At 64.1% G+C, this 16485-nt stretch carries 13 protein-coding genes; 4 read left to right on the forward strand and 9 right to left on the reverse strand.

The features are described 5' to 3' along the window. Positions 1-219: 219 nt before the first annotated feature. Entirely contained in the window at positions 220-1431 is a 1212-nt protein-coding gene (locus Q2941_RS20815; RefSeq protein WP_458193590.1) for a hypothetical protein, read from the forward strand. 131 nt (positions 1432-1562) lie between these two features. Here the strand turns inward: Q2941_RS20815 and Q2941_RS20820 are convergent, their stop codons facing one another. Further along, positions 1563-1961 carry an META domain-containing protein gene (locus tag Q2941_RS20820; RefSeq protein WP_027525024.1) on the reverse strand — a complete coding sequence of 133 codons (399 nt, stop codon included), beginning with the start codon at positions 1959-1961 and terminating at the stop codon, positions 1563-1565. 135 nt (positions 1962-2096) lie between these two features. Continuing rightward, positions 2097-3761 (reverse strand): L-lactate permease, encoded by a 1665-nt coding sequence (locus Q2941_RS20825; RefSeq protein ID WP_254110852.1) that lies wholly within the window; start codon positions 3759-3761, stop codon positions 2097-2099. 296 nt (positions 3762-4057) lie between these two features. On the opposite strand from Q2941_RS20825, the gene Q2941_RS20830 reads away from it, so the two are divergent. Next, a complete protein-coding gene (locus tag Q2941_RS20830; protein ID WP_458193591.1) occupies positions 4058-5821 on the forward strand; it encodes an ABC transporter ATP-binding protein/permease in 1764 nt (587 codons plus the stop codon). Between the two features lie 321 nt (positions 5822-6142). Here the strand turns inward: Q2941_RS20830 and Q2941_RS20835 are convergent, their stop codons facing one another. From Q2941_RS20835 to Q2941_RS20850, 4 genes are all read right to left on the reverse strand, one after another. Continuing rightward, positions 6143-7153, reverse strand: a complete 1011-nt coding sequence (locus tag Q2941_RS20835) for a TorF family putative porin (RefSeq protein WP_027525021.1) — start codon at positions 7151-7153, stop codon at positions 6143-6145. 383 nt (positions 7154-7536) lie between these two features. After that, positions 7537-7902: a hypothetical protein gene (locus Q2941_RS20840; protein ID WP_035663387.1), complete on the reverse strand. Its 366-nt coding sequence runs from the start codon at positions 7900-7902 to the stop codon at positions 7537-7539. 90 nt (positions 7903-7992) lie between these two features. Further along, a complete protein-coding gene (glcF, locus tag Q2941_RS20845) occupies positions 7993-9306 on the reverse strand; it encodes a glycolate oxidase subunit GlcF (protein ID WP_027525020.1) in 1314 nt (437 codons plus the stop codon). Then, the gene (locus Q2941_RS20850; RefSeq protein WP_027525019.1) at positions 9303-10538 is read right to left on the reverse strand and encodes an FAD-binding protein; all 1236 of its coding nucleotides are present in this window, start codon (positions 10536-10538) and stop codon (positions 9303-9305) included. Before Q2941_RS20850 ends, glcF begins: the two co-directional genes overlap by 4 nt. Before the next feature lie 270 nt (positions 10539-10808). On the opposite strand from Q2941_RS20850, the gene Q2941_RS20855 reads away from it, so the two are divergent. Further along, on the forward strand, positions 10809-11147 hold the full coding sequence (locus tag Q2941_RS20855; RefSeq protein WP_458193592.1) for a putative quinol monooxygenase: 339 nt from the start codon (positions 10809-10811) through the stop codon (positions 11145-11147). Positions 11148-11416: 269 nt separating this feature from the next. Here Q2941_RS20855 and Q2941_RS20860 read toward each other — a convergent pair whose 3' ends face one another. Together Q2941_RS20860 and Q2941_RS20865 are read right to left on the reverse strand one after the other, a co-directional pair. Then, positions 11417-13606 carry a glycosyltransferase family 2 protein gene (locus Q2941_RS20860; RefSeq protein ID WP_458193593.1) on the reverse strand — a complete coding sequence of 730 codons (2190 nt, stop codon included), beginning with the start codon at positions 13604-13606 and terminating at the stop codon, positions 11417-11419. Positions 13607-13619: 13 nt separating this feature from the next. Then, entirely contained in the window at positions 13620-14900 is a 1281-nt protein-coding gene (locus tag Q2941_RS20865) for an HlyD family secretion protein (RefSeq protein WP_458193594.1), read from the reverse strand. A gap of 106 nt (positions 14901-15006) precedes the next feature. On the opposite strand from Q2941_RS20865, the gene Q2941_RS20870 reads away from it, so the two are divergent. Then, positions 15007-15318 (forward strand): hypothetical protein, encoded by a 312-nt coding sequence (locus Q2941_RS20870; RefSeq protein WP_458193595.1) that lies wholly within the window; start codon positions 15007-15009, stop codon positions 15316-15318. Here the strand turns inward: Q2941_RS20870 and Q2941_RS20875 are convergent. Next, the gene (locus Q2941_RS20875) at positions 15311-16474 is read right to left on the reverse strand and encodes an acyltransferase family protein (RefSeq protein ID WP_458193596.1); all 1164 of its coding nucleotides are present in this window, start codon (positions 16472-16474) and stop codon (positions 15311-15313) included. The genes Q2941_RS20870 and Q2941_RS20875 overlap by 8 nt on opposite strands. Between the last annotated feature and the right edge of the window lie 11 nt (positions 16475-16485).

Below are 16485 nucleotides of genomic sequence, written 5' to 3' on the forward strand. Positions count from 1 at the left end.
ATGACGCGAAGGCCGCCTCCGGGCGGCCTTCTTTTTTGCCGACCATATCCGGCGCTTTCCGATTCAACCGCCGGCCAAAACCCACTACGGTGGCGCCGATTCTAAAGCGCTGATCGGGATGAATCGTCATCGCGCTTTAGGCTATTGTTTGAGCATGATCTTTTCGGAAAACCGCTTCACACTTTTCCGGATCATGCTCCATCTCTGAGGGTTTCATCGATGCGCGCGCTTTCGTTCTGCTCGATTGGTTTTTTGGCGGCACTGCTTGCAGTTTCGCCTGACGTCGCGTCCGCCCAGATGAAGCTGTCGCCAAAGGCCACGGCGCCCGGCGGAACCGAGACGCGCTATTTCACCTCGATCGACGGGCTGATGGATGGCAATGCCGACGTCATCCTGAAGGAGACCCGCCAGGGCAAGACGGTCACCTCGGCCGTGCTGGACGTCTGCTACCCGGCCGCGAAAAATTCCGACCGCAAGGACCGCTTCGTCGTCAACCTCACAGTCGCCGGCCAGCTCCTGTCGGGCACGACCCAGAGCCTCGGCGACAAGGCGCCGGTCACCGTCAAGCTGACGCGCAAGCAGACCAACGACACCTTCGAATTCCGCGGCCAGATCTCGATCGGCGGCAACGTGACCGAGGTCGCCTCCCCCGACAATTCCGACCTCAGCGAGAAGGAGTTTCTGGACAACCAGACCTCGGACGACGGCATCACGCCACAGCCGAAGGATTTCACCGAGGTCTCGCCGGAGGCGATCGCGGTCAAGGTCAAGTTAGAGGCGGCGACCGACTTCCTGAAGAGCCTGAAGGGCCAGGATGTCGAGGTGACGCTGGCAAGCCTGTCGGTCGGCTGCGACGCGCTGCGCGCCGGCGAGCAGACCATCAACATGTCGGTCGACCCGGAGCGGGCGAGCGCACTGCTCGCCAAGTTCAAGGCGATGCCGGGCGTTACCGCGGCGGGCTGGACCGCCGGCATGATGGAGATGGATCGCACCATCCGCTTCTCCGCCGCCGACTGGCGCGACGGCGACAAGATCAGCCGGGACCGCCTCGTCGGCACCGTCGCGAACGTGCTGGCGCGCACGCTGGCGGCAAAAACCGTCTCGCAAAGCTTCAACCCCGTCACCGGCAAGCTCAAGGTCCTCTTGAAGCGGCCGAACCAGGATTTCCCTGCGCTCGAGCTCACCGACACGATCGAAGTCGCTGGCCTCGTCTCGACCGACAAGCCCGGCAGCAGCGACCGCCTCCTGCTCTGGGTCGGCAGCCCCGCCATCACCACGGCCGACGAGAGCACCGGAGCCAAGCTCAATCTGTCGGATGAAGCGAGCGCCGACGAAGAGGGCGATCAGACCGACGACAACGGCGCGATCGAGGCGCTGGCGAAGGAGCTGAAGGGCCAGCGCTGGGACGCCGACAAGTCGGTGTGGAAATAGTCCGCACGCCAACGCTTGGTCATCGCCCGGCTTGACCGGGCGATTCAGTACGCCGAGGCGGTCGTGATTGAGTCGATGGGCCGCGGCGTACTGGGTGCCCCGGTCGAGCCGGGGCACGACAGCGAGTTGGTTTAATTCCCGTTCGTCCGGAAACGCAGCGGCTTCGGGCCGATCAGCGTGAGAAAGTCGCCCTGGCGCTTCCAGGTCTCGACACTGGCGAGCGCCGCGACAAGGTCGTCATCGGCCTGGGCCTTGGCTGGCGGGCAGGAACGGTCCTGAATCTGGCCGGGAACGAAGATCACGGTGTTGCCGGCGACCGAGAACTGGCCCTTGCCGCCCTTGCACCAGAGTTCCAGCACCACCTCGCCATTGTCGCCGATCTCGATGTTGGGAATGCGCTTCGAACCAGGCTGCGGCAGGGCCTCGAGCGTCATCTCGGTCCCGAAGGGAAAGCCTTCCTCGGCATGGGCCGCGCCCGCCATCAGCACCACCGCGGCAGCCGCGCACACCATCTGCTTGACCGAAACCATGAGACCTCTCGACCGTCCTTGAACAAGCCGCACCTTCTATAAGACGGAGACGACGTTGAGAAGGTTCGCCGCACGCGCAAAATCCCCGCGGGATCGCTCCCGCGGGGATTTTCCTTTGCCACCAGATCCGCGGCGCTACTTCAACACGAGCTCCGTGAACGGCCAGACATAGGCCTGGAGCGTCACCAGCACGCCGACCAAGCAGGCCAGCACGATCGAATGCCAGAACACGAAGCGCAGGATCGTGCCTTCATGGCCGTACCACCGCGTGGCGGTGGAGGCGACCACGATCGATTGCGCGTCGATCATCTTGCCCATCACGCCGCCGGAGGAGTTCGCCGCCGCCATCAGGATCGGCGACAGGCCGATCTGCTGGGACGTGATCTTCTGGAGGTTGCCGAACAGGATGTTCGATGCGGTGTCCGATCCCGTCAGTGCCACGCCCAGCCAGCCGAGCAGCGTGCCGAAGAAGGGATAGAGCACGCCAGTTGCCGCGAAGGCGAGACCGAGCGTGGCGTCGACACCGGAGAGGCGGGTCAGCGTGCCGATCGCCAGCATCGCCGAGATCGTGATCAGCGAGATCGCGCACAGCCGGATCGTGCGGCCATATTCGACCAGCAAGCGACCCGGCCCGACCCCCATCAGGAAGCCGGAGATGATCGCCGCGATCAGCATGCCCGTGCCGGTGAAGGACAGGTAGGTGAACGCGAACACCGCGCCTTCCGGCGTCGGCTTCGCCGCCACCGGCGGCATCTTGTTGATCATCTGGTGCAGCTCGGGAACGGCGTAGTTCCAGGTGAATATCCCGTTCGCCCAGGTCTTGAACCAGCCACTGCCCCAGATCAGCATCACGATACAGACGATGATCCACGGCAACAGCGCGCTCCACAGCTCAGCCTGCGTTAGCGGCGTCTTGTCGAGCGGTGCGGTCTTGCCCATTTCCGACACTGATACATCGCGGCCGCGCAGCGCCGGCGACAGCCAGAGCTGCTTCGGTTGCCACACCTTCAGGAACAGGATCAGCGCGCCCATCGAGATCAGCGACGCCCCGATGTCGACGATCCAGGGATTGATGTAGTTGGAGATCACGAATTGCGGGATTGCGAAGGACACGCCGGTGACCAGGATCGCCGGCCACACATCTTTCATGCCGCGCCAGCCCGCGAAGGCCCAGACCACCCAGAACGGCACGATCAGCGAGAAGAACGGCAATTGCCGTCCGACCATCGCGCCGAGGATATAGGGATCAAGCCCGGTGACGGAGGCAAGGCCCTGGATCGGCGTGCCGAGCGCGCCATAGGCGACCGGCGCGGTGTTGGCGATCAGCGACAGGCCAGAGGCGGCGAGCGGCGAGAAGCCGAGACCGATCAGCACGGCGCCGGTGATCGCGACCGGCGTGCCGAAGCCCGAAGCGCCTTCGAAGAAGGCGCCGAACGAGAACGCGACCAGCAGCAGCTGCAGGCGCCGGTCCTCGGTGACGCCGCCGACCGCGCGCTTCAACAGTTCGAAGCGTCCGGTCGTGACCGTCACCTGGTAGAGGAAGATAACGTTGAGGACGATCCATCCGATCGGGAAGAAGCCGGTGACGATACCGAGCACAGAGGCGCGGGCCGACATGTTCACCGGCATCCTGAAGATCATGATTGTGATCAGATTGGTCACGATCACGGCAATCACCGCAGCTATATGCGCCTTGACGCGACCGCTTGCGATCAGGACTAGAAGGGTAACGACGGGTACGGCTGCCGCGATGGTCGACAACACCACGTTGTTGAGCGGGTCGTAGACTTGATTCCACATGGTCTTTCTCCCCCACGCGTTGGTGTGGCAGGGCGGCCAGCGTGGACAGCCGAACCTGCTTGACGTGGGGCGCGATAACTTTTCATCCTGAAGCGGTCATGTCGCGAAATGCGGCGGTTCCCATCCGCTCACAAGCTCGCGAAGTCCCGGCGGCCCCCACCCCGCGGCCGTTGCGCCCATGCTAGGATCGCCGGCCCGGACAACGCAAATCGCCGGATTTGCAACTTTAGTCTAAGCGCGCTTATTTGCGCCGTTGCATCAGGCGCTTGCGCCTACCCCGCAGGAGACCCCTATCTGTGAAGAACATCCGCGCGACGCTCGCGACCGTTTGGCGAATCGCCATGCCCTACTTCCGGTCCGAGGACAAATGGGCCGGCCGCGGCCTGCTCGCCGCCGTCATCGCAATCGAGCTGGCGCTGGTCGCAATCGACGTGCTCGTGAACCAGTGGCAGAACCGCTTCTACAGTGCGCTCCAGGCCTATGATCTCGACACCTTCGTGCGCGAGATCTGGATCTTCATCGGCCTTGCCTCGGCTTTCGTCGCGCTTGCGGTCTATCAGCTCTATCTCAACCAGTGGCTCCAGATCCGCTGGCGGCAATGGCTGACGCGTCACTATCTCGGCGAATGGCTCGAGGGCGCCACGCACTACCGCATGCAGCTCAAGGGCGATGCCGCTGACAACCCCGACCAGCGCATCACCGAGGACGTCAAGACCTTCGTCGAGCAGACGCTCAGCATCGGCATCGGCCTGCTCTCCTCGATCGTGACGCTGTTCTCCTTCGTGATCATCCTGTGGGGCCTCTCCAACGCCGCGCCGCTGCATATCTCCGGCCTCGATTTCGCGATCCCCGGCTATCTGGTGTGGGGCGCGCTGGTCTATGCCATCCTCGGCACCGCACTGACGCACTGGATCGGCATGCCGCTGGTCAACCTCAATTTCGAGCAGCAGCGCTATGAAGCCGACTTCCGTTTTAACCTGGTGCGGGTGCGCGAGAACTCGGAGCAGATCGCGCTGCTGAAGGGAGAGAGCGCCGAGCGCGGCCGCCTGTTGCACCGCTTCGGCTTCGTGGTTGGCAACTGGTACGCGATCATGAGCCGCACCAAACGCCTTACCGCGTTCACGGCGAGCTATCAGCAGGCCGCTGTGATCTTTCCCTACGTGCTGGTGGCGCCGGCCTATTTCGCCAAGAAGATCCAGCTCGGCGACATGATGCAGACCGGCTCGGCCTTCTCGAGCGTGCAGCGCGCGCTGTCGTTCTTCGTGACGACCTACCGCTCGCTCGCCGAATGGCGCGCGGTGGTCGCCCGTCTCGACGGTTTCGAGATGTCGGTCAGCTCGGCCGCCCATCTTCCCGTGCACGAGCCCACCATCGGCGTCACGCCATCCACGGGCAGCGAGGCCATCGCGCTCGAGCAGCTGCTGGTGAAGCTTCCCAACGGCAAACCGCTGGTCGCAGCCAACGCCTTTGCGATCCAGCACCCCGAGCGCGTGCTGGTGACCGGACCGTCGGGCTCGGGCAAGTCGACGCTGTTCCGCGCCATCGCCGGGATCTGGCCGTTCGGCACCGGCAAGATCGCCATCCCCGGGAAGTCCAGCCTGATGATGCTACCGCAGCGGCCGTATTTCCCCATTGGCCCGCTCGGCGACGCCGTGATCTACCCGGCCGAGCACGGCACGATCGCGCCGGACAAGATCAAGGAGGCGCTGAGAGCGGTCGGCATGCCGAGGCTGTCCGAGCAGCTCGACGAGGAAGCGCACTGGAACAGGACGCTGTCGCTCGGCGAGCAGCAACGCCTGGGGGTTGCCCGCGCACTGCTGCATGCGCCGGATTACCTGTTCCTCGACGAGGCGACCGCCTCGCTCGACGAGCCGTCCGAGGCCCTGCTCTACCGGCTCATGGAGGAGAGGCTGCCATCGACCACGATCGTGTCGATCGGCCACCGCTCGACGCTCGATGCCTTCCACACCCGCAATGTCAGGCTGGTCCAGGACGGCGAGATCCACGTGCTCGGCGGCGCCGGCGCACCAGCCCGGGCGGAGCCGAGCGAGGCGCGCTGATCGCATCGACAGTGACGCTGCGCTCCCTCTTCCGCTTGCGGGAGAGGGCAGAATATCCGTCGTCCCGGAGCGCGCGAAGCGCGAGCCCTTACGACCCATAATCCCAGGGTCGTGTTTGGCGAAGATTGGTAACCCATATCTCGCGCCACAGCGGCAGCCCGCGGGTAGGGGTCCCCGCCCCCGTGCGCAATTGCGCACTAGGCGGGACGACACCGAACTTTGTTGAAGCGGTGATGCCCCCCTCTCCCCATCACGTTCCCCCCAAAAGCAAAAGGGCGGCAGGTTGCCCTGCCGCCCTTTCAGTCAGTCTCGGGATAGAACTTACTTCAGGTTGGTCATCGCCGTCAGGTCGAACGACAGCTTGGCGATACCGGCAGCACCGCACCAGTTGGAGCCGACGCCCGACGGATTGATCGGGGTCACGAAGGTACCGGAGGAGGCGGTGATGTTGCCGCGCGCCGAGAAGTCGCTGGTGAAGGCGTTACAGTCACCCTTGGAGAGGTTGGTGTCGGAGTAGCGCAGGTCCAGCGTGAACACCTTGTAGGTGAAGCCGATGCCGACGTTCCAGGTGTTGTAGTCGGCATATTTGATGCCGTTCGGGAACGCAGCCACACCGTAGAAGCTGTCGGAGGTGCCGAGCCACTGACGGCCGAACTCACCCGACACGTACATGCCGACGCCGCTCGAGCCGAAGATGGTGCTGGGCGCGGTGTACTTGCCGGTGATCGAGGTGTAGTTGCCCCAGGCGCCCGAGTTCAGGTAGCTCGGGGTGTAGTACTCGGTGACGCCGAACGCCCAGTTATCGTTCACCGTGTAGGTCATCTTGCCGTAGACTTCGAAGAAGCTCAGGTCCTTCTTGATGACGTTGCCATTGATCAGGGCCTGCGAGGCGCACTCGGCGCCCTGGAAGTTGCCGGCGAAGTCGATGCCGGGCGCGCCGAAGAAGCAGCTGCCACCCGGATACAGGTAGCCCCAGACGCCGATGTCGAAGGCGAATGCGCCGAAGGTCGGGCGGATACCGCCGTAGACGTCGATCTCGGCCGCGGCGCGGTTCGGGAAGGAGATGCTCTCACCGGACACGCCGACATAGAGCTGCAGGTCCTTGGTGACGTTGTAGCGCGGCTCGAAATAGGCCGTGACCGACGGCTTGTGGTTCGACTGGGTGATGCCGCGGAAGATGTAGTCGCTCATGATGCCGCCGCCGAAGGCGACATCCCAGGGGTCAAAGGCGGGCGGCGGAGGAGCCTTCACAGCCTTCACCGGCATGTCTGCCGCCAGAGCCGAACCCGTCACCATTGCCAGCGCCGTTGCCAACAAAGCCACTTTTTTCATTTCGTTCCCCATCACCTTCTTAAGGCCAGTCCGATCCCGGCGCCCCCGGGGGCATGCGACCCTGACTGAAAAACTCGTAACCGCCGCAATCTGGAGCGTGGAGATCGGCCGGTGAAGCAAAAAACACGAGCATCTGCCGACTTTTTGGGCGTTATGGCGATTTCGCGAAAGGTTGTCGGCGTGTGTTGCATCTCGAACACAATTATTCGCACCCGAGTGCACCTGACGTCCGTGATGCTACGGGGAGATTGCCCGGCTGAGGCTTGGCCGCCACGAATAGGCTTCCCGGCGATTCGGCTCGGCTTCGGTCGATGCAAAAAGGCCGCAGCGTCGCCGCCGCGGCCTTCCGGATTGCTGATCGTCTTGGAGGACGAAAGTGGGAGCTAGCCCTGCCCTTCGGCCGAAGCCGACGAGCTGTCGCCGGTGGACGACGGGGTCGCCCAGCTCGCCTCCGGTGCGGGCTCGGGAGCGGGAGCTTCCACGGGGGCCGCTGGCTTGGGGGCCGGCGCCGCCTTCTTCGCGCTCTTCTTGGGAGCCGCCTTCTTCGCGGATTTCTTTGCGGCCGTCTTGGCTGCCTTCTTCGGTGCGGCCTTCTTTGCCGATTTCTTCGCTACCTTCTTGGCGGATTTCTTCGCCGACCTCTTGGCCGATTTCTTCTTGCCGGCCTTCTTCGCGGTCTTCTTCTTCGCCGCTACGGCCTTCTTGGCCTTTTTGGCCTTCTTGCTTTTCTTCTTCTTCGCTTTCGCCATCGTGATCCTCCTGTTGCCGCCGAACCAATGGTCGATCGGGCCTTCAGTCGTCCACCTCCGGGCGCGGCGCAGTCGGCTAGCTTAATTCGACTAGTTCAATGCCGGCTGCGCACCGCCCGTCGCCCAATCGAGAAGCTCAATCGTGTGCACGACCGGCACTGATGTGCCGCTGGCAATCTGCACCATGCAGCCGATATTGCCTGCGGCAATCATGTCCGGCTTGACGCTCGCGATGTTGGCGACCTTGCGATCGCGCAACCTGCCCGCAAGGTCGGGCTGGAGAATGTTGTAGGTCCCCGCCGAACCGCAACACAAATGGCTCTCGGGGATATCTTTCACCACGAATCCGTTCTTGGAAAGCAATTCTTTCGGAAGCGCAGTGATTTTCTGCCCGTGCTGCAGTGAACAAGCCGAATGATAGGCGACGACGATGTCGTCGTGTCGCCTCAACGGCTGAAGCGCAAGGCCCGCGACATACTCCGTGATGTCCTTGGCGAGCGCGGAGACATTGGCCGCATCGCTCGCGAAGTCGCGGTCCTCGCGCAGGAGATAGCCGTAGTCCTTGATGACCGTGCCGCAGCCGGACGTCGTCACCAGGATGGCATCGAGACCATCCTTTGCCGCCTCGCGACGCCAGGCCGCGACGTTCGCCCGCGCCCGCGCGAGCGCGTCGTCGTCACGACCGAGGTGATGGGTCAGAGCGCCGCAGCATTGTTCGTCCCGGACCAGCACGACCTCGATGCCGTGGCGGGTCAGGAGGTTGATGGCAGCCTGGTTGATCCGCGGCGCCAGCACCTGCTGGGCGCAGCCCTGGAGCAGGGCGACCCGCCCCCGGCGCTTGCCGAGCGGCGCAAAGACGCTGCCAGCAGCGGGCCCTGGCGCCGGCAGCCGGTCCGGCGCAAGCGCCAGCATCGCCTTGATCCGCTGCGTGAGGCCAGGGGTGGCCGACGGCCGCGGCGTCGGCAGCAAAGCCGTGAACGGCCGGGCAAGCCGCGCCAGCGACATGCTGACGCGAAAGCGCTGCGGGTCGGGCAGGACGAACGCCAGCACGGTGCGCAGCAGCCGCTCGGCAAGCGGCCGCTCGTAACGCTGTTCGATCCGGACCCGGGCCTGGTCGACGAGGTGCATGTAGTTCACCCCGGACGGGCACGTGGTCATGCAGGCAAGGCAGGACAGGCAGCGGTCGACATGCTTGACGACCTCTGAGGTCGGCGCCTGGTCCTTCTCCAGCATCTCCTTGATCAGGTAGATGCGGCCGCGCGGGCTATCGAGCTCGTCGCCAAGCAGCACGTAGGTCGGACAGGTCGCGGTGCAGAAGCCGCAATGCACGCAGGCGCGCAGGATCTTGTCGGCTTCCGCGATGTCGGGATCGGCGAGCTGGGTGAGCGAGAATTCGGTCTTCATGCCTCGCCCCGCATCAAGCGCCCGCGATTGAGGATGGTCTTCGGATCGAAGCTGACGCGAACCCGCTCGCTGAGCGCGGCCACACCAGGCGCTTGCGGATGGAACACGTCCACATTGCGCCGCACCACTTCGGGCGCCCGGACCAGCATGGCGTGCCCGCCGACGGCCTCCGCGCGCTGGCGCACGATGGCGGCTTGCGCATCGCCCTTCGGCGGCATCGCCGCCCAGATCAGCCCGCCGCCCCAGTCGTAGATCACGTCGCCGCCGGTGTCCCGCGCGAGCTGCCGGCCAACCGCGGCGCCAGAGGCCGGCGGACAGACGATCCGCCACACGGGCCAGGCGCCAAGCGCGCCATCGGCCGCGAACGGCAGCACGTCCCGGATCGCAGTCCACAATGCGGCCGAGGCGGCATCCTCCACGATGGAGGCGGTTCCGAATGGCGCGAGCGCCTCGCGCAGCGAAACGGCGCGGTGGGTGGCCGAGGCGGTGATGCCCTCCAGCCGCAGCACGGTGAGTGCCTCGCCCTGAGTGGCGATGTCGCCGAGCCCTTCGGTTCTCTCCCGGAAAGCGGATTTCGGCAGATGCGCCCCGCCCGATACGTCGAAGGGCGAGCCGAGCGCCGCGGTCATGGCCTTGTTGGCGGTCGCATCGTCTAGCCCCCGCAGCAGCAGCGTCCGCTCGCTCTCCGGTTTCGGCATGACCTTCAGCGTCACCTCGGTCATGACCGAGAGCGTGCCCCAGGAACCGGCGAGCAGCTTGCAGAGATCGTAGCCGGTGACGTTCTTCACCACCTTGCCGCCGGTCTTGAAACTGTCGCCGAAGCCGGAGACGGCGTGCGCGCCGAGCAGATGGTCGCGGGCACCGCCGGCCTTGATGCGGCGCGGCCCGGCGAGACCCGCCGCGATCATGCCGCCGATGGTGCCGAGCCCGGGCGTCCCCAGCAGGGGCGCAGTGTTCATCGGCTCGAAGGCGAATTGCTGGTTCTTGGCATCGATCAGCGACAGCACGTCAGCCAGCGGTGCGCCGGCCTGGAGCGTGATGATCAGCTCGTTGGGCTCATAGGAAGTGACCGCGTTCAGCGCGGAGACGTCGAGCACGGCGTTGGTCGCCATCACATGGCCGATGCTGCGCCTCGTGCCATGGCCGATGATCTCGAGCGGCTGCTCATTGGCAATTGCCGCGCGCACCACCTCTTCGACGTCTTTGGCGTCTCTGACCTTGAGCGTATCCACGGGAAGAGGCGGTAGCGAAATTCGCGTCGGAAATCAAATTTGGCATGGCGAGGTCGCGAGGCAGTTCGGGCCTCGACGCGTTGCGGCAGGTGACGACGCTCCTGCTCCCGACCCGCGAAAAGCAGCTTGCCCGGCCATTCCGCGCAGCATCCTTACTTCGGTCTATATCGAATCATCTCCGTACAAATTTCGCTATCTGTCGAATTGTCCCCTCGCAGGGTCGCAAAATGACGCGTGCGACCGGGAGCTTGCAAAACAAGGAGTTCCAACATGAACCAGCGAGCAATGAACGAGCGATCGATCGGCGAAGCGACCCGCGGCGGCGGCCTTCTGGTCGTGGCGCAATGGGAAGCCAAGGAGGGGCAGGCCGACACGATTGCCGGGATCCTGCGCGACTTTCTCCCCGCTGCGCAAAGCGAGCCCGGCGTCAAACTGTTCCTGATCAGCCGCGCGACCGACGATCCGGCGCAGTTCCTGTTCTATGAGCTGTTCCGCGACGAGGCGGCGTTCAAGGCGCACCAGGAGAGCGCGCATTTCAAGGCCCATATCGCAGGCCAGGCGCTGCCACTGTTGGCGAAGCGCGAACGCAAGCAGTACGCGCTGATGTGAGCGCGCGATGTTCGGGGCGCCGCATTTCGGCACGGGATCGAACCGCGGCGCCCCGCGAGTTGATCGCGCGGAGGGCGTCTGTCGCGCCCCAATAGCACCGCGCTCAAGTTGCCATTCAAGCCCGTATCGAGCCGGTCCACGCGATCACTTGCCCTGACATCACAAGGCGATTGCGCCCGCTTTGGCGAAGATCGCTGCGGTGATCAGTCAAGAGAGGCTTCCTCCCCCGGAACCCCTGCACGTTCGAACAGCAGGGAACGGTCACAGCATCAAGTCAGCTCGATGGCCTCGAGCGCCGTGCCGGCCACTCGGCCCATCCCGGGTTCGGCGAAACCTGTCGGATGCACGCTTCGAACTCCGGCAAGACGTCCCCAATCGTCGGCCGGCGGTCGGGGTCGAATGACCAGACTCTCTGCCGGCAGGCGCTCGGCCGGCGGCACCGGTTTCGCGCCGCCTGCGATCAGGCTCGGCAACGGCGTGTGCATGAGCCAGATGTTCTTCAGCATCGCCCTGTTCACCGAACAGGCGACGGCATTGTTCTTCCTCAGAAAGGCACCGGTAAACAGCTTCCGGATCAGCAGGTCCCGCTCGAGCGACGGTGGCAAGGCGAACTGCACCCCGACGAATTGTCCCCTTTGCTGCATGACGCTCGCGTCGATCCAGCCTACTTGTGCGACATGGACGTGCAGCGATGCTCCAAGGCCAGGAAGAGAGTTGGCATCGCAATCGAGAAGAATGCCGGCGCCGGACAAAGAGACATCCTTGACCCGACCAGACAGCCGCTCCCCGGTCGCGGTCCTGATCAAGATCGGCTCGTCGATCACGAAGCGTTCCTCGCCCCGCGGCATGCGCGCCTGGAGAGAGGTCATGCAAACGAAAAAGAGCACCACAACGTTGACCACGGACCAGAAGGCGACCATCGGCAATGCAGCCGGGTGATCGATCACCCGCCATTCGGGGATCGTGTTCAGGACAAGTCCGACAACCGTCAGCGCCATGAGGATTGCCGCCGGCCAGAATATTTCGCTGGCGTAGCTCAGGCGCCGCGCGGCAGTCCCCTTAGGGGTTACCTTGAACACATGTCCTTTCGGCTTGAGCAGCGTCGCGAGCACAACCGGGAGAAGCTTGAAGCTCTGGATAGTCGCCGAGACCTGGGCGGCGAGCGGGAAATGTTCGTGTGGCGCAAAGCAGGAGATGCCTCCGTTCAGCGCCAGGATCGCGGGGAACAGATAGTAGAAGACTGACTCTGGCGTAACGTCGATGACGGGCGTGATGCCAGTCCACATGAACACGATGGGAACCACCACGACCATCAGCGCCCGCAGGCCCATCGAGAGCCAATGGGTCGGAAAGAACAGCAGCCGATGCATCAAGCTTAGACCAGGGCCAAGGGGGCCGTCGCCGAGATACAAGGTCTGGATTGCACCACGGGCCCACCGTTTCCGTTGCACGAAGAAGGCTGTGAGGCTTTCCGGCGCCAATCCAATCGCAAGCGGTTCGCTGAGATACCGTGTGATATACCCTTTGCGCAGCAGCACCATCGTCAGCAGAATGTCTTCTGTGATGGACTGGGTCGGCAACGCATCGCCCACGGAGCGCAGCGCCGCACGACGCGTGACGGAGTTGGAACCGCAACAGAAGGCACCATCCCAGCCGTCGCGGGCCGGCATGATGGAATCGAAGAAGAACCGCTGCTCGTCCGGCAATCCCCTGTGCAGGCCGAGATTCGCCTGCATCGGATCCTCGTTGTAGAAGGTGTGAGGGATCTGAACGATCCCGATCCTTGGATCGGCAAAGAAGCCAATCGTGCGCATGAGGAAATTGCGCAGCGGAACGAAGTCCGCATCGAAGATCACGAAAAACTCGCCATTCGATTTCGTCAGCGCGTGATTGATATTACCGGCCTTGGCATTGGCTTGGTCGGCGCGCGTGAGGTAGCCTGCACCCTTGTGCTCGCAGAGTTGCCTGAGCCAGGGCCTGCGGCCGTCATCCAGAACCCAGACCTGGAAGTTTGGATAATCCAGGCACAGTGCACCCGTGATGGTCTTCTCCAGCACCTCGAGTGGCTCGTCGTAGGTGGGAATGAAGACATCGACCGAGGGCAGCGCGTCGTTCGGCAGACCACGCAGTCGACGTTCGTGCTGATCGGCTTCGCCGCGGCGATCGGTTCTGCGAAGGAACGTCAGGTAGAGAATAAACTGGTCAGTGAAGGTCAAGAGCTCGACGAAGAGACAGAACCATATCCAGCCAACCTCGTACCATTCCCCGCTTGCCGGCAGCACCGTGGCGAAGATGCGCCATTCGAGGTAACGGGCAACGACGAGCCAGACCGTGACAAAGATCGCAACGCGCGCCCAGGCGCGACCGAGCGGCAAAGTCGGCGCCAGGAAGTACATCACCGCGAACAGGCACAGCGTCGGTGCGAACAACTGAAAGAGCGGCAGGGTTGTGGCGTGCACGGCGATCAGTCGTTCAAAGGAATGGCTGGTCAGGCTCGAGGCCGGCGGTCAGCCATTTCAGCTTCCCGCTGACCAATCGAAGCAGGCCGTCGGCTCTCCGCTCGAAGCGCACCTCGGCTAACCGCCCGATATCGCAGGAGCCACTGCGGCCGGCCGACGTCTCATCGCGCGGAAGCGATATTTCGACGGTAATACTGCCCGGATCGGGTCGCGGCACCCGCGCCGCCAGCAGCCGATCATCGGCGTGCGCTGCCGAACCGCGGACTTGCCGGACCTGGCCTGTCTTCCACTCCCGGCCGCCAATCAGGCGAACGGCGGCCGCCTCTCCGGCCTTGATTTTCTCGAAGTCGCGCTCGGGTAGTTCGACCGCGATGAATCGGTGCTCGCAGTCTGCAAAATCGAATACCGGTTGCCCTTCCGTAACCATCGAGCCGGGGCTGGCTGCGACCGACCAGACCACGTGAGCTGCGGGCAAGGTCAGATCGTAATGATCGAGACGCTCAAGTCGCGCGCGTTCCTCTGCGACTTCGCCGGCCAGCTGCGCCGAACGTGAGCTGTTTTGCAGCAGCTCTGTCTCGAGTTCCTGGCGGCGGAGAACAAGCCGCTCGCGCTGTTGCTGGGAATAGGGGACGTCATTGGCATCGCCACGAAGATAAATGCCCTTCTCGGCCGACTCCAGTTCGGTCTTGAGGCGCTGGAGGCGTTCATCGGCCATCTGGCACCGCGTTGTGGTCGCTTCCTGCGAAGCCTGCGCCTCGGCGGAGCGGATCTGCGAGCTGATGCCGAGCCTGACGAGCCTCTCCATCCGGCCAGCGACGTCGTTGCGTTGCCGGGCTTCGGCGAGGCAGCCGCCCTTTTCAGCTTCCGTTTCGCCGATCTCGTGGCGAAGGCGCGCGACCACTCCGAAACGATAGACCTCGCTGCGCTCGCCGAGCTTGCGATCGAGCTCGGCGATTTCCTCCAATTGCCGACGCGCGAGCTCGGCGCGCTTGCTGGACACGGCCAGCTGCTGATCGAGGTCCATGAGGTGCCGTCGATCCGGCGAACGCGCCTCCACCAGCGGCAGCAACCGGGCGCGCTGGAAATACTCACCTTTGCGCGGAAGATCGGCCGAGAGCTGACCCGCGATCGGCGCCGTCACCCGCACGAGTTCGGCATTGACGAATGCGGAGGGAGCGATTCGATAGGTCACGTACGGCAACAGCGCCCATCCGCTCAGGGCAATGATCCCGAGCGCCAGCGCGCGGCGCACAATCCGGCTACGAATGAAACGTTCGATCTGCAAGCGAAACACGACTGGATCTCCAATGCGCCTTGATCGCCGAGTCTGAGCCGACGAACGTTTCACGGCTGTTCGCCGAGGCCCTTAGCTTTTTGCGAACTGCGTCCTGAGGCACGGAGTGACCGACAACCTTGGCAGCGAGGGTTGCCGCATCGACGAATCCGCATTCGCAACTGAGAGAAGGTCTCCCGAGCTTTCACCACATTGGATTGAGCGCTGTCAAAACCGGAAGAGTACGGTCCCGGAAAAGGAGATCGAGATGGACTCTCGCCACTCAAAATCGCGGAAGATACGGGAACGCCAGCCTGCCGGCATGTACGTGCATGCGACCACGCTCGGCGCAGCGGTGCAGGAGCAGGTCCTGCGCGTCGAAAGCGCATCTCAGCCGCTGATGTCAGAATCTCCTCGCACGGTGCGCGCGCCTAGATGATCGCGCGCAGCGGCGACTTCCGCAGGATCAGCGCGGAGACGGCGAAGCTGCCGACCGCTGCCAGCATCGTCAGCAGGAGCGCCTTCGTGAGTGCGAAGAGCGGTAGCCCGTGCAGGAGCATGGCGAAGCCGATCAGGATCGGCGGGTGGATCAGGTAGACGCCGAACGCGTTGTCCGAGAGCCATTTGGCGACCGGCCCCTGCACGTCGAAACGGCGGCGATAGACGGCCAGCATGAGGAGGCCCATGCCCACACAGACGAGCGCCTCCCAGAGGCACTTCCCGGCACTGACGAGATTGAAGCCGCCAGAATAGAGCGCAGTCTCGCCCTCGAGGCCGCCGCCAAACAGCACCAGTGCCGCGAACAGCGGAACGGACAGTGCGAGCGCCAGCGCTCCCCAGCGCAGACAGGCCCCCTCGGCGAGCCCCGTCATCCAGTTACCGCGATAGCCATAGGCTCCGGCCACGAACATCAGGAGATATTGCGGCAGGTCGCCGGGATGAACATTGAGCACCGAGGTGCCGGCCTGCACGACGATGCGCACGGCAAAGGTGGCCCCCGCCATGACCATCACGAAGGCGATGACCATCGGCCAACGTCGCGCGACTGTCCGCTCTTGCCAGCCCGACAGGCGGATCAGGCCGTAGGCAAGCGTGAACAGGAGCAGGACGGCGCAGAACCACATCGGACCCGTCTCGGACAGCCACTCGCCATCCCCGAGATGAACCAGCCACTGATGGCCGAAGCCACCACGTCCCCAGGTCCGTGACAGGAAGTACTGCGTGAGCGGGCCGATCACGAACATGTAGAGCAGGGTCGGCAGGCCCAGCCGGACGAAGCGGTCGCGAGCGAAAGTCAGAAATCCCTTCCGGTCGCAGGATGCGGCGGCGAAATAACCGGCGATGAAGAACAGCACCGCCATGAAGAAGGCCTGGAGGAAGCTCTGGTAGATGCCGAAGAACAGTGCCGTGCCAAAGCCGGTTGCCTGCCGATCGACATAGTACCAATTGCCGAACGGGCTGTAGGTGTCCGCCGCGTGCATGCTCAGCACGAGCAGGATCATCGACCAGCGGATGTTGTCGATGAACAGGAGCCGCGAAGGGGCGTACGCCCCCGCAGCTGCAGTCGTTGCCGTGCCTACCGGAATGTCCGTCATGCCGCCACCTG

It is taken from the genome of Bradyrhizobium sp. UFLA05-153 (genome assembly GCF_054185185.1).

Excerpts from the sequence above, each read along its gene's own strand:
- Q2941_RS20815 (WP_458193590.1), top strand. The coding sequence starts at position 220 with ATGCGCGCGCTTTCGTTCTGCTCGATTGGTTTTTTGGCGGCACTGCTT.
- Q2941_RS20820 (WP_027525024.1), bottom strand. The coding sequence starts at position 1,961 with ATGGTTTCGGTCAAGCAGATGGTGTGCGCGGCTGCCGCGGTGGTGCTG.
- Q2941_RS20825 (WP_254110852.1), bottom strand. The coding sequence starts at position 3,761 with ATGTGGAATCAAGTCTACGACCCGCTCAACAACGTGGTGTTGTCGACC.
- Q2941_RS20835 (WP_027525021.1), bottom strand. The coding sequence starts at position 7,153 with ATGAAAAAAGTGGCTTTGTTGGCAACGGCGCTGGCAATGGTGACGGGT.
- Q2941_RS20840 (WP_035663387.1), bottom strand. The coding sequence starts at position 7,902 with ATGGCGAAAGCGAAGAAGAAGAAAAGCAAGAAGGCCAAAAAGGCCAAG.
- glcF (WP_027525020.1), bottom strand. The coding sequence starts at position 9,306 with ATGAAGACCGAATTCTCGCTCACCCAGCTCGCCGATCCCGACATCGCG.
- Q2941_RS20855 (WP_458193592.1), top strand. The coding sequence starts at position 10,809 with ATGAACCAGCGAGCAATGAACGAGCGATCGATCGGCGAAGCGACCCGC.
- Q2941_RS20875 (WP_458193596.1), bottom strand. The coding sequence starts at position 16,474 with ATGACGGACATTCCGGTAGGCACGGCAACGACTGCAGCTGCGGGGGCG.